This is a genomic window from Roseomonas aerilata DSM 19363 (assembly GCF_000711725.1).
Lineage (GTDB): Bacteria > Pseudomonadota > Alphaproteobacteria > Acetobacterales > Acetobacteraceae > Roseomonas > Roseomonas aerilata.
This window is the reverse complement of record NZ_JONP01000001.1, coordinates 284,976-297,632: the sequence shown is the minus strand read 5'-3', so window position 1 is coordinate 297,632 and position 12,657 is coordinate 284,976. Positions and strand designations below refer to the sequence as shown.

The 12,657-nt window shown below is 72.5% G+C and carries 10 protein-coding genes; 3 read left to right on the top strand and 7 right to left on the bottom strand.

Annotation, left to right across the window (positions count from 1 at the left end; genetic code table 11):
• Positions 1-20: 20 nt before the first annotated feature.
• The gene (locus tag BO39_RS01375; protein WP_043829226.1) at positions 21-1,310 is read right to left on the bottom strand and encodes an adenylosuccinate synthase; all 1,290 of its coding nucleotides are present in this window, start codon (positions 1,308-1,310) and stop codon (positions 21-23) included.
• 4 nt (positions 1,311-1,314) lie between these two features.
• Complete coding sequence (locus tag BO39_RS01370; RefSeq protein WP_043829224.1) at positions 1,315-2,481, bottom strand: ATP phosphoribosyltransferase regulatory subunit; 1,167 nt, start codon at positions 2,479-2,481, stop codon at positions 1,315-1,317.
• A gap of 163 nt (positions 2,482-2,644) precedes the next feature.
• Here BO39_RS01370 and BO39_RS01365 point away from each other — a divergent pair, with 163 nt between their 5' ends.
• Both BO39_RS01365 and BO39_RS01360 read left to right on the top strand, forming a co-directional pair.
• Positions 2,645-3,163 carry a hypothetical protein gene (locus tag BO39_RS01365; protein ID WP_043829222.1) on the top strand — a complete coding sequence of 173 codons (519 nt, stop codon included), beginning with the start codon at positions 2,645-2,647 and terminating at the stop codon, positions 3,161-3,163.
• Positions 3,164-3,223: 60 nt separating this feature from the next.
• Positions 3,224-5,305, top strand: coding sequence for a tetratricopeptide repeat protein (locus tag BO39_RS01360; protein ID WP_052401286.1), 2,082 nt, complete (start codon positions 3,224-3,226; stop codon positions 5,303-5,305).
• Here BO39_RS01360 and BO39_RS01355 read toward each other — a convergent pair whose 3' ends face one another.
• The gene (locus BO39_RS01355) at positions 5,306-6,751 is read right to left on the bottom strand and encodes an MFS transporter (protein ID WP_043829220.1); all 1,446 of its coding nucleotides are present in this window, start codon (positions 6,749-6,751) and stop codon (positions 5,306-5,308) included.
• A 63-nt stretch (positions 6,752-6,814) separates the two neighbouring features.
• On the bottom strand, positions 6,815-8,011 hold the full coding sequence (locus BO39_RS01350; protein ID WP_043829751.1) for a phosphoserine transaminase: 1,197 nt from the start codon (positions 8,009-8,011) through the stop codon (positions 6,815-6,817).
• Positions 8,012-8,137: 126 nt separating this feature from the next.
• Between BO39_RS01350 and BO39_RS01345 the strand changes: the two genes are divergently transcribed.
• Positions 8,138-9,169, top strand: coding sequence for an AI-2E family transporter (locus BO39_RS01345; protein WP_043829218.1), 1,032 nt, complete (start codon positions 8,138-8,140; stop codon positions 9,167-9,169).
• On the opposite strand, the gene thiD is transcribed toward BO39_RS01345, so the two are convergent.
• From thiD to folP, 3 genes are all read right to left on the bottom strand, one after another.
• Positions 9,166-9,972, bottom strand: a complete 807-nt coding sequence (gene thiD / locus BO39_RS01340) for a bifunctional hydroxymethylpyrimidine kinase/phosphomethylpyrimidine kinase (RefSeq protein WP_043829216.1) — start codon at positions 9,970-9,972, stop codon at positions 9,166-9,168. The genes BO39_RS01345 and thiD overlap by 4 nt on opposite strands.
• The gene (glmM, locus tag BO39_RS01335; protein WP_043829214.1) at positions 9,969-11,348 is read right to left on the bottom strand and encodes a phosphoglucosamine mutase; all 1,380 of its coding nucleotides are present in this window, start codon (positions 11,346-11,348) and stop codon (positions 9,969-9,971) included. The genes thiD and glmM overlap by 4 nt, the downstream gene beginning before the upstream one ends.
• Positions 11,349-11,503: 155 nt before the next feature.
• Positions 11,504-12,556, bottom strand: a complete 1,053-nt coding sequence (folP, locus tag BO39_RS01330) for a dihydropteroate synthase (protein ID WP_043829212.1) — start codon at positions 12,554-12,556, stop codon at positions 11,504-11,506.
• Positions 12,557-12,657 lie beyond the last annotated feature (101 nt).

Genomic DNA, 12,657 nt, shown 5'->3' with positions numbered 1-12,657 from the left:
GAGGCGCTAACCAGCGCCCCCTACCCGGCGAACGGGTCGCTCACCGTGATCGTGTCATCCCGCTCCGGGCTGGTGGAGAGCAGCGTTACCGGCGCCTCCACCAGTTCTTCGATGCGTCGGACATACTTGATCGCCTGCGCCGGCAGCTCACCCCAGGAACGCGCGCCGCGCGTGCTGCCCGACCAGCCCTCGATCGTCTCATAGACCGGCTTTGCCGCCGCCTGCGCCTGCATCCCCGCCGGCAGCCGCCGCACGCGCTCGCCGCCGATCTCGTAGCCCGTGCAGATCTTCAGCTCCGGCAGCCCGTCGAGCACGTCGAGCTTCGTCAGCACCAGCCCCTGCACGCCGCCGACCTTCACGGCCTGCCGAACGAGGCAGGCATCGAACCAGCCGCAGCGGCGCGGACGGCCCGTGACGGTGCCGAACTCATGCCCGCGCTCCCCCAGCAGCTTGCCGGTGTCATCGAGCAGCTCCGTCGGGAAGGGGCCGGAGCCGACGCGCGTCGTGTAGGCCTTGGCGATGCCGAGCACGTTGCCGACCGTGTGCGGCCCGACGCCCGCGCCTGCCGCGGCATTGCCGGCCACCGTGTTGCTGCTGGTGACATAGGGAAAGGTGCCGTGATCGACATCGAGCATCACGGCCTGCGCGCCCTCGAAGAGCACGCGCTTGCCCTCGGCCCGCGCGGCATCCAGCCGCTCCCACACCGCCTCCATGAAGGGCAGCAGCTTCGGCGCCCAGCCAAGCAGCTTCTCCATCAGCGCCGCCTTCTCGAACTCCGGCGCGCCCAGCCCGCGGAGCAGCGAGTTGTGGTGCAGCAGCAGCTCGTCGAGCTTCTTCGAGAGCGTGTCCGGCTCCGCGAGATCGCACAGCCGGATGGAGCGCCGCCCCACCTTGTCCTCATAGGCAGGGCCGATGCCGCGCCCGGTGGTGCCGATCTTGTCGCCCCCGCGCGCCGCCTCGCGTGCCTTGTCCAGCGCGGGGTGCAGCGGCAGGATCAGCGGCGTGTTCTCGGCGATCCGCAGGTTCTCCGGCGTCACGCTCAGCCCTTGCGCCGTCACCTTATCGATCTCGGAGAGCAGCGCGTCCGGATCCAGCACCACGCCGTTGCCGATGATCCCGAGCTTCCCGCGCACCACGCCCGAGGGCAGCAGGCTCAGCTTGTAGGTCTGGTTCCCGACCACGAGCGTGTGGCCCGCGTTGTGCCCGCCCTGGAACCGCACGACGATGTCGGCGCGGCTGGCCAGCCAGTCCACCACCTTGCCCTTGCCCTCGTCGCCCCACTGGGCGCCGATGATGGCGACATTGGCCACGGCCCTACTCCTTCACAGCCAGCGCGGCACCCGCGCCATCCAGTTCAACCACGTCCCTGCCGCGCAGCTCGTGCGTGCAGCCGAGCGCCTGCGCCCCGTCCGCCGGCGAGAGCGCCGCGACCGTCACCATCCCCTGACGCCGCAGCGCCGCCGCGCGCGCGGGATCATGCCCCGCCGGCAGGAAGACCCGGCGCGGCGCGGCCACGGCAGGCGCCGCCCGCATCGCCGCGTCCGGATAGAGGCTCAGCCCCGTCGCCGGCTCCTCGCCGCTCACATAGCGCCCGCCGCGCCCGAGTTCCCCGGTGCGCCCGGGCCCGTAAAGCGTGAAGGCCACGCCCGTGTGATAGCGGAACCCCCGGAACTCCACGGGGTCGAGCGTGATGCGAAGCCCCGGCAGCCGGCGCCGCAGCGCCGCGACCACCTCCGCCGCGTTGTCGGCGATCCGCCGCGGCCCCTCGGGCAGCGGCGCCGCCCGCAGCGCGGCCAGCGCGCCATCCGCCGGCCCCGCCGCCGCCAGCAGGCCCACCAGGAAGATCGCGGGCGGCCCCGCCTCCTCGGCCAGCCGCGCGACCTCGGCCGCGTCCTTGCGGTCCAGCGCGCGCGCCAGGCGGTTGCGCGCCGCCCCTTCCAGCCCCGCCGCATCCAGCAGCGCCGGCGACATCTGCGGCAGGGTGATGTCGAGCCCGACATCCTCGATCCCCACCGCCGCCAGCGCCTCCACCCCCAGCGCCGCGGCCTCGGCATCCGCTTCGGCGCTGTCCACGCCGATCAGCTCCACGCCCAGCTGCGGCAATTGCCGCCCCGGCGCGATCTGCGTGCCGCGCACCCGCAGCACCTGCCCGGCATAGGAGAGCCGCAGCGGCCGCGGCGCATCCCGCAGCCTCGTCGCCGCGATCCGCGCCACCTGCGGCGTGGTGTCAGCGCGAAGCCCCATCATCCGCTGGCTCTCGGGGTCCATTAGCCGGAAAGTCTGGTCGGCCAGCGCCGCGCCGGAGCCCTGCAGCAGCCCCTCCTCGAACTCCAGCAGGGGCGGCTTCACCCGCTCGTAACCGTGGCTCGCGAAGACCGCCATCATGGCCTCCACCAGCGCCGCCTCCCGCGCCGCCTCGGGCGGCAGCAGGTCGGAGAGGCCAACCGGCAGCAGGGCCGGGTTCGGAGGGTCGTCAGTCACGGAAAGGGATCATCGGCTGGAGGGGGGATCGCCCGCGCTTTCTTGCGCGGGGTGGATGCCAGCCGGGGCCCCGCGCCGCAAGCCCCGCCCCTTCCCCGCATGCCAGCGCGTTGTAAGCACGATGCGCCAGCCTGATCGCCCCTTCCCCGCCGGAGAGGATCCCATGAACCGCGCCCTCCTCGCCCTTCCGCTCCTCCTCACGGCCTGCGGCGGAGGCAGCCTCGTAAGCAATATCGGCCTCGCCGATCCGCTGCGCGGCCCCGCCCGCGCCGCGCCCTTCGAGTACGGCGACACCACGAAGCTCGCCGGCCGCCCCGCCGCGGCCGCCACCGCAGCCGCCCAGATCGAGGCCTTCGCCAACGCCGCCGAAACCGATCCCCTCTGGACCCACCCGCGCAACGCCCTCCTCCTGCCGCAACTCCAGATCGCCCGGCGCGAGTTCCGCGAGGCCCTCGGCATCCCCGCCGCCACGCCCTCGACCGTCGCCGTGAGGGCCTTCAGCGGCGCGGCCCTCGCGCTCGATCGGGCCGACACCGCCGCCGCGGCCCAGGCACTGGCCCCGGTCGGCGGCGCCGCCACCCTCGCCCGCCTCTCGAACCTCCCCCGCCTGCCGCGCGTCGAGGAGGCGGCGCAGGCCGTCGCCATCGAGTCGAACCAGCCTGGCCGGCAGGGCCGCGGGTAACCGGACCTTCACCATCGCCGGTGCAAACTCCGCCCCGCCAGGATGGTCGGAGCGAAGAACTTGCCCCAGCACAGCAGCCCGGCGGAGGCCGAGCGCCGCACCGCCCAAGCGCTCGCCCTGCACCGCGCGGGAGACCTCGCGGCCGCGGAGCCCCTCTACCGCGCGGTGGTGGCGGAGCACCCGCGCCACTTCCAGGCCCTACACCTGCTGGGCCTGCTCCGCGCCATGCGCGGGGACCCGGCAGACGCCATCCCCCTCCTCCGCCGCGCCCTGGCGGAGGACGCACGGCATGGCTTCGTCCACAGCAACCTCGGCAACGCCCTCGTCGAGGCCGGACAGCCCGCCGAGGCGCTCGAAACCTTCGACCGCGCCGTCGCCCTCGACCCGAAGCTCGCCGAGGCCCGCATCGGCCGCGCCAACTCCCTGCAGGCCCTCAACCGCCCCGCCGAGGCGCTGGCCGCGCTTGACGAGGCCCGCGCGCTGGGCGCCGACATGGCGGAACTGCACAACAACCGCGGCAACGCCCTCCGCTCCCTGAACCGCCCCGCCGAGGCTCTGGCCGCCTACGACATGGCCGTCGCCCGCAAGCCCGACTACGCGAGCGCCCACGCGAACCGCGCGACGGCGCTGGCCGACCTCCACCGGGACACCGAGGCCTTCGCGAGCATCGGCATCGCCCTCATGTTCCGCCCCGACGATCCGAGCTTCCTGAACACCCAGGGCGTCGTCCTCCGCGCCCTCCGCCGGCCGGAGGAGGCGCTGGCGAGCTTCGATCGCGCCATCGCCCTCGCCCCGCAGCTCGCCGATCCTCTGGCCAACCGCACCGCCGCCCTCTGCGACCTCGGCCGCCATGAGGAGGCGCTGGCGAGCGCCGAGCGCGCCCTCTCGCTGGCCGACAACGCGGCCGGCCACCGCAACCGCGCTGAGGTGCTCACCCGCCTCTCTCGCCACGCCGAGGCCGAGGCCGAGGACCGCCTCGTCCTGCACGCCGACCCCGCCTCCGGCCAGGCCTGGAATGGCCGCGGCATCGCCCTCACCGAGCTCGGCCGCTTCGAGGAGGCGATGAGCTGCTTCGACCGCGCCGCCGAGCTGCACCCGGGCAACCGCAGCATTCCCTTCAACCGCGGCAACGCTTTCCGCGGGCTCGGCCGGCACGATGACGCCATCGCCCTCTACCGCGAGGCGCTGGCCATCGACCCGGACTACGCCGACGCCCACTGGAACACCGCCCTCAGTGCCCTCGCCCTCGGCCGGCTGGAGGAGGGCTTCCGCGGCTACGAGTGGCGCTGGCAGCGCAAGGGCTGCCGCCCCCATCGCCACGCCGCCTCCCCCCTCTGGGCCGGCGAGGCGATGGAGGGCCGCACCCTTCTCCTCCATGCCGAGCAGGGCCTGGGCGACACTATCCAGATGGCCCGCTACATCCCGTTGGCGGCCAAGCGCGGCGCACGCGTGGTGCTCGAGGCCCAGCGCGCTCTCCATCCATTGCTGGCGGACCTCCCCGGCATCGCCGCTCTGATCAGCGCCGACGAGGAGGCCCCGCCGCACGACGCACAATGCCCGCTGCTCAGCCTGCCGCTCGCCTTCGGCACGCGGCTCGACAGCATCCCGGCGCCCATCCCCTATCTCCGCGCCGATCCCGCGCGCGCCGCCGCCTGGGCGCATGACCTGCCGGGCGAGGCCTTCCGCCTGGGCATCGCCTGCTCGGGCAACCCGGAGCACGCCGGCGACCGGCACCGCTCCATCCCGCTGGCCCTCTTCGCGCCCCTGCTGCAACCGGGCGTCGAGGCCTTCCTCGTCCAGACACAGGTTCGCCCGGCGGACGAGCCCTTCCTGGCCTCCGCCCCCGGCCTCACCGATCTCCGCCCGCGCCTGACCAGCTTCGCCGAAACCGCCGCCGCCCTCATGGCGATGGATGCCGTGATCTGCGTGGACACGAGCGTCGCGCATCTCGCGGGCGCGCTCGGCCGCCCCGTCCACCTCCTCCTCCCCTCCTTGCCGGACTGGCGCTGGCTGCTCGACCGCGCGGATACACCCTGGTACCCCAGCCTTCGCCTGCATCGCCGCGCCCGGTCGGAGCGGTGGGAGGACGTCATCGCCCGCATCGCCGCCGCCCTGCCCTCGGAAGGGCGCTTGGCGGCCTGACTATTCCGCCGCCTGGGAGAGCGGGCGCGCCACGTCCTCCAGCGACTTGCCCTCCGCCGCGAAGCCGAGCTTCCACTCGGTTCCCGCGGCGATGAGCATCAGCGCGGCGCCCAGCAGGTAGCCCCACATGATGTTCACCCGCTCCCCGCCCTCGATCAGCACGCCGAACAGCGCCGGCCCCACCACGCCGCCGACGAGCGTGCCGAAGGCGTAGAACAGCGCGATCCCCATCGCCCGCATCTCCAGCGGAAAGCTCTCGCCGACCGTCAGATAGGCCGCGGATGCCGCGGCGGAGGCGAAGAAGAAGATCACTGTCCAGGCCAGCGTCTGCTCCCAGGCCGAGAGCCAGCCTTGCGCGAAGGCGAAGCCCGTCGCCGCCATCAGCACGCCGGCAATCGCGTAGGTGCCGGTGATCATCACCCGCCGACCCACCGTGTCGAAGAAGTGCCCGAGTGTCAGCGGCCCCGCGAGGTTCCCCAGCGCGAAGGGCAGCATGTACCAGCCGATATGTGCGGAAGGGATGGCGTAGAAGCGCGTCAACACCAGCGCGTAGGTGAAGAACACCGCGTTGTAGCAGAAGGCCTGACACGCCATCAGCACGATGCCCAGCACCGCCCGCTGCGGATAAGTGCGGAACAGCGTCGTCGCCACCTCCCCCAGTGTCGTGTGGGTGCGCGGGTCGATGGTGATCGGCCGCCCGACCACCGGCGGCAGCGGCCCCTTCTCGCGCGCCACCCGCTCCTCGATGTCGCCGACGATCTTCTCCGCTTCCTCCTTCCGCCCATGCGTCATCAGCCAGCGCGGGCTCTCGGGGATGTAGCGCCGCAGCAGCAGCACCGAGAGCGACAGCGCGCCCCCCACCCCGAAGGCCAGGCGCCAGCCGAGCTCGGGGTCGATCACCGCGGGATCGAGCAGCAGCAGCGAGGATGCGGCACCGGCCGCCGCCCCTCCCCAGAAGGTCCCGTTGACCGCGAGGTCCGTCGTCCCACGCCGCCGCGCCGGGATCAGCTCCTGGATCGCGGAGTTCACCGCCGAATACTCCCCCCCGATCCCCGCGCCGGTGAAGAAACGGAAGATCGCGAAGGACCAGAAATCCCAGGAGAAGCCGGTCGCGATCGTCGCCACGAGGTAGACGAGCACGGTCAGCGTAAACAGCTTCTTCCGCCCCAGCCGGTCCGTCAGCCAGCCGAAGAACAGCGCCCCCGAGACGGCGCCGAGCAGATAGGCCGAGGCCGTCAGCCCCACCTGCGTTTCCGTCAGCTGAAGCCGCGGGCTCTCGCGGATCGCGCCGGCGAGCGAGCCCACCAGCGTCACCTCCAACCCGTCGAGCACCCAGGTGACGCCGAGCGCCACCACCACCAGCCAGTGGAAGCGGGACCAGGGCAGCCGGTCCAGCCGGTTTGGCACGTTCGTCTGGAAGCTGGCGGTGCTCTGGCTGCTGGACATGGTTCCTCCCCGGAAGGACACGCCGGAGCGGAACCGCAAAAAGGCGAAAAGGTTACAGCGGCGTCAGCCCGCCGCCTCGTGCGCCATCTCCACCCCCACCTCCGCGAAGGCCCAGTCGAGCCAGGGCAGCAGCGCCTCGATGTCCGCGGTCTCGACCGTGGCGCCGCCCCAAATCCGCAGCCCCGGCGGCGCGTCGCGATAGGAGGCGATGTCGAGCGCCACCCCCTCCGCCTCCAGGATCGCCGCCAGCCGCTTCGCCACCCGCGCCTGCGCGGCCCCGTCCAGCGCGCGGAACCAGGGCACCGTGATCTTGAGGCAGATGGAGGTGCAGGACCGCGTCGCCGGGTCCTCCGCCAGGAAGTCCGCCCAGCCGCTGGCCGAAACCCAGCGGTCGACCGCCGCGAGATTCGCCTCCGACCGCTCGATCAGCCCGTCCAGCCCGCCGACCGATTCGGCCCAGCGCAGCCCATCCAGCGCGTCCTCCACACAGAGGAGCGAGGGCGTGTTGATCGTATCCCCCTCGAAGATCCCCTCGATGAGCTTCCCGCCCTTCGTCAGCCGCATGATCTTCGGCAGCGGCCGCCCGGACTCGTAGCCCTCCAGCCGTGCAACGGCGCGGGGCGAGAGCGCCAGCATCCCGTGCGCCGCCTCCCCGCCCAGCACCTTCTGCCAGGACCAGGTGACGACATCGAGCCGCTCCCAGGGCAGCCGCATCGCGAAAGCCGCCGAGGTCGCGTCGCAGATCGCCAGCCCCTCACGCTCATCCGCGATGAAATCCGCATGCGGCAGCCGCACGCCGCTGGTCGTGCCGTTCCATACGAAAACGGCATCCCGATCGGGCGCGACAGGATCGAGCGCCGGAAGCTGCCCGTAGGGCGCCTCCCGCACCACCGCATCCGCCAGCCGCAGTTGCGTGACGACGTCCGTGGCCCATTCCTTCGAGAAGGATTCCCAGACGAGCACGTCCACGCCCCGCGCGCCCAGCACCGACCAGAGCACCATCTCCACCGCCCCGGTATCGGAAGCCGGCACGATCCCCAGCCGCCAGTCCGCGGGCATGCCGAGGATCGCCTTCGACCGGTCGATCACCTCCTTGATGCGCGCCTTCGGCCCCGGTGCCCGGTGGCTGCGCCCGAGCATCGCCCCCTCCAACGCCGCGAGCGACCAGCCCGGCCGCTTGGCGCAGGGGCCGGAAGAGAAGCAAGGGTTCGCCGGCCGCACCGAAGGCCGCGCCGTGCCCAGCTCGATGGTCCTAACCATGCTCGTCACCCCTCGGCGGCCGATCGCGCCCTCGTCGCGGCAGGGCTTGCCGCCGACCGTTCCGCTGGTCAAGCGCGCGAAAGAGGGCGGCGGCAACTCGCCCCCTCCCGCCCCGTTGCGCCCGCGATGCGACACCAGACCGCCACCCTTCTGATCGCCCTCGCCACCGCCGCGCTGATCGGCTGGGCCGCGCCGGACGTGCTGCTCATCGTCTTCGCCGGTTGCCTCCTCGCGGTCGCCCTCAACGCCGCCGGCCAGCCGCTGGCGGAACGGCTGGGAATCGCGCCGCACTGGGGCGTGCTGCTCGTGGCCCTCGTCGCCCTCATCGGCCTCGGCCTGCTCGCCTGGCTCGGCTTCGACACCATCGCCGCCCAGGCCCGCGAGTTCAGCCAGACCGCGCCGCGCACGCTGCGCCAGGCCACGGAGATGCTGAACGGCCTCCCCGGCGCCGAGTGGCTGAAGCAAAACCTCTCCTTCGAGGAGGTGCAGCCCTCCGCCCAGACCGCCGCGAACGTGGCCCTGGCCGGAGTCGGCGGCACGCTCGGCGCCCTCGGCAACGCGCTGCTGATCCTCCTGCTCGGCCTCTATATCGGTTCCGATCCCACGCTCTACCGGCGCGGCGCCCTCGCCCTGCTCTCCCCGGCTCTACGCCCGCGGGCGGAAGCCACGCTCAACGCCATGGCCCAGGCAATGCGCGGCTGGCTGCTCGGCCAGCTCTTCGCCATGGCGGTCAGCGGCGGCCTCACCTTCATCGGCCTCTGGCTGCTGGGCGTGCCGCTGGCCGGGCTGCTCGCCATCATCGCCGGCCTCTTCGTCTTCATGCCCTATATCGGGCCCTTCATCGGCGCCGTGCCCGCGATCCTCATCGCGGCCTCGGCTGATGCTTCCCTGGTCCCCTGGGTCCTCGCCCTCGTCGTCGTGGTCGAGAACCTCGAGGGCAACGTGCTCACGCCCATGGTCCAGAAGCAGGCCTCCGAGGTGCCGCCCGCGCTCCTGCTGGCCATGCAGGCGCTGATGGGCACCGTCTTCGGCATCCTCGGCATCCTGTTGGCAGCCCCCATCACCGCCGCCGGCCTGGCCGCGGTGCGCGTCGCCTATGTCGAGGGCTGGGTCGAGGAACCGGGCGAAGCCACCCGCCAGACGCTGATCCGCCCCTAGAGGGCGGCCAGCCGCGCCGGGTCCACCGTCACGCCATGGTCCAGCGGCCCGTGCCCGCGCCCGTAGCCCGGCGCGGCGCGGATTGCCGCCACCACATAGGCGCGCGCCCGCACCACCGCGTCCCGCAGCCCCATCCCCTGTGCCAGCCCCGCCGCGATTGCGGAGGCGAGGGTGCAGCCGGTGCCATGGGTGTGCCGCGTCTCAATCCGGGGGCTCTCGAAGACCTCCAGCCCATCCTCGGTCGCCAGCACGTCCGTCACCACCGGCCCTTCCAGGTGTCCGCCCTTCAGCAGCACGGCCGGCACGCCGAGGGTCATCAGCACCTCCGCCGCGTGATGCATGGTCGCAAGGTCCCGTATCTCCATCCCCGACAGCACCTCCGCCTCCGGCAGGTTGGGCGTCAGCAGGGCCGCCAGCGGCATCAGCCGGCGCTTCAGCGTCTCCACCGCGGCCGGGTCGAGCAGCCGCGCCCCGCCCTTGGCCACCATCACGGGGTCGGCCACGAGCGGCAGGCCCGTGCCCGCCAACGCGTCGCAGACGGCATCGATGGTCGGGGCATCCGCGAGCATCCCCGTCTTGATGCAATCCGCCCCGATATCCTCGAGCGACATGCGGATTTGCAGCTGCAGGAAGTCGAGCGGCACCGGGTGCACGGCCCGGACACCCTCCGTGTCCTGGGCCGTCAGGGCCGTCACGGCGGTGGCCGCATAGGCCCCCATCGCCGTCACGGCCTTGATATCCGCCTGGATGCCCGCGCCGCCGCCGGAATCGGACCCGGCGACGATCAGCACGCGACCCTTCATTCCGCCGCCACCCGAGAGGGCGAGGCCGCTGCCCTCCGGATCACATCGGCCAGCCGCGCCGTCAGCATCTCCACCAACGCATTCTCCTCCGCCTCGACCATTACCCGGATCAGCGGCTCCGTCCCACTCGGGCGGATGAGCACCCGCCCGCGCGATCCCAGCTCCGCCTCCGCGGCCGCTACCGCCTCCACGACGCGCTCGTCCTCCAGTGGCGAGCCGCCGGCGTGGCGAACATTCACCAGCTTCTGCGGCAGCGGGCGGAAGCGGCGCAGCACCTCGCTCGCGGGGCGCCCCTCCTCGACCAGCACGGCCAGCACCTGAAGCGCCGCCACCAGCCCGTCCCCGGTCGTGCCGTGGTCCGAGAGGATAAGGTGCCCCGACTGCTCGCCGCCGAGGTTGCAACCCCGCTCGCGCATCGCCTCGCCGACATAGCGGTCGCCGACCTTCGTGCGGTGCAGATTGAGCCCCTTTCCGTTGAGAAAGCGTTCAAGCCCGAGATTCGACATCACGGTCGCCACCACGCCCTTCCCGTTCAGCCGCCCCGAGGCCGCCCAGGATTCGGCCACCACCGCGAGAAGCTGGTCCCCGTCCACGACCACGCCAGTCTCGTCCACCAGCACCACCCGGTCCGCGTCGCCGTCGAGCGCGATGCCGAGATCGGCCCGCCTCTCCCGCACGAGGGCCGAGAGCTGCCCCGGCGCCGTGCTGCCGCAGCCGTCGTTGATGTTGAAGCCGTCCGGCGCGACACCGACGGACACCACCTCCGCCCCCAGTTCCCACAGCACGGTCGGCGCCACGCGATAGGCGGCGCCGTGCGCGCAATCGACGACGATCCGCAGCCCCTCCAGGCTCCGGCCGCGCGGGAAGCTCGCCTTCACCGCCTCCATGTAGCGCCCCTGCGCGCCCTCCAGCCGGGAGGCGCGGCCGAGCTTCGACGGCGCGGCCAGCGCGGAGGTGAGGTCACCCTCCATCATCGCCTCGATCGCGATCTCCTGCTCGTCCGAGAGCTTCAGCCCATCCGGCCCGAAGAGCTTGATCCCGTTGTCCTCGTAGGAATTGTGGGAGGCGCTGACCATCACGCCGAGATCCGCCCGGAGGCTCCGCGTCAGCAGGGCCACGGCCGGCGTCGGCAGCGGGCCCAGCAGCACCACGTCCATCCCCGCGCCCACGAAGCCCGCGGTCAACGCAGGCTCCAGCATGTAGCCCGAAAGCCGCGTGTCCTTGCCGATCACCACCCGGTGCCGGTGCTGACCGCGGTTGAAGAAGCGGCCTGCCGCCTGGCCCAGCCGGAGGGCGGTGGCCGCGTCCATCGGCGCGCGGTTCGCGACACCCCTGATGCCATCGGTACCGAAAAGACGCCGCTGCGCGTTCGTCATCAAAACCTCATCTTACTCGACGCGCCACCATAACGCGGCACGGGCAGCACGGCTCTGCAATGAAACGAGAGGTTGTACCGCTACCGTTCCGGCCAGGAACCCGGCTGCCGCGCCAAAACCATCCCTAGCACCCCCGTCGCGGTGGGAGCCTTGCCTTAGGATTGCGGCACCCCTGCGACGCTCGCGCGCCAAAGTCGCAGCGCAGCCACCGTCTCCGCCACGTCGTGCACCCGAAGCATAGCCGCCCCCCGCGTCGCGGCCGAGACCGCCACACCGAGGCTGCCCGCCATCCGGTCCGCCGGCGCCTTCAGCCCGGACAGCGTGCCGATGAAGCGCTTGCGCGAGGCACCCACGAGTATCGGGCAGCCCAGCCCCAGCAGGATCGGCAGGCGGTCGAGCAACTCAAGGTTGTGCTCCATCGTCTTGCCGAAGCCGATCCCGGGATCGACCGCGATCCGCTCCCTCGGGATGCCCGCCGCCTCGCAGGCGGCGATCCGTCCGGCCAGGAACTCGGTTACCTCCAGGGTCACGTCAGCGTAGTGGGCGTGCTCCTGCATGGTCGCGGGCTCGGTGCCGGGCATGTGCATCAGCACCACCGAGCAGCCGGCCTCCGCCGCCACCGCCAGCGCCTCCGGGTCGTGGCGAAGGGCGGTGACGTCGTTCACCACCTCGGCCCCCGCCTCCAGCGCGGCCCGCATGGTGGCGGCGTGGCGCGTGTCCACGCTCACCGGTGCGTCACGGGCGATCGCGCGGATCACCGGAAGCACCCGCGCCATCTCCGTCTCGGCATCCACCGGCGGCGCACCGGGGCGGGTGCTCTCCCCGCCCACATCGATCATGTCGGCACCCGCGGTCAGCATGGCATCGGCCGCCATCAGCGCCGCACGAGGGTCGAAATGCTTACCGCCATCGGAAAAGCTGTCGGGAGTCACGTTCAGAACCCCCATGACCAGCGGCCGCCCGAGGCTGGCCATGTCGGGCAGGCCCGCGAAGGGGCGGGGCGGCCGGGTCAGGGCCAACACCGCCTCCTGCCAGTCCTCCGGCGTCTCCACCGCCGGCATCAGCCCGGCCGCGCGCCCGTCCTCGATCAGCCGCACCAGCGTGAAGGCCGCCGACCCGCCCTCCAGCGGCAGGGCAGCCCCGGCGGCCACGGCGGCGAAGGCGCCCCGCCCGTGCAGGAGCCCCATCGGTTCGACCCAGCGCGCCATCGGTCCCTCCCTCCCCCGTGCCATCCGGCGCATCGGGGGGTCACGCACGGAAACGGGGGCCACTGAGGGCCCCCGTTCCATTCAAGCGTCTCGTGGTCCCC

Excerpts from the sequence above, each read along its gene's own strand:
- BO39_RS01355 (WP_043829220.1), bottom strand. The coding sequence starts at position 6,751 with ATGTCCAGCAGCCAGAGCACCGCCAGCTTCCAGACGAACGTGCCAAAC.
- BO39_RS01345 (WP_043829218.1), top strand. The coding sequence starts at position 8,138 with ATGCGACACCAGACCGCCACCCTTCTGATCGCCCTCGCCACCGCCGCG.
- BO39_RS01365 (WP_043829222.1), top strand. The coding sequence starts at position 2,645 with ATGAACCGCGCCCTCCTCGCCCTTCCGCTCCTCCTCACGGCCTGCGGC.
- thiD (WP_043829216.1), bottom strand. The coding sequence starts at position 9,972 with ATGAAGGGTCGCGTGCTGATCGTCGCCGGGTCCGATTCCGGCGGCGGC.
- BO39_RS01350 (WP_043829751.1), bottom strand. The coding sequence starts at position 8,011 with ATGGTTAGGACCATCGAGCTGGGCACGGCGCGGCCTTCGGTGCGGCCG.
- folP (WP_043829212.1), bottom strand. The coding sequence starts at position 12,556 with ATGGCGCGCTGGGTCGAACCGATGGGGCTCCTGCACGGGCGGGGCGCC.
- glmM (WP_043829214.1), bottom strand. The coding sequence starts at position 11,348 with ATGACGAACGCGCAGCGGCGTCTTTTCGGTACCGATGGCATCAGGGGT.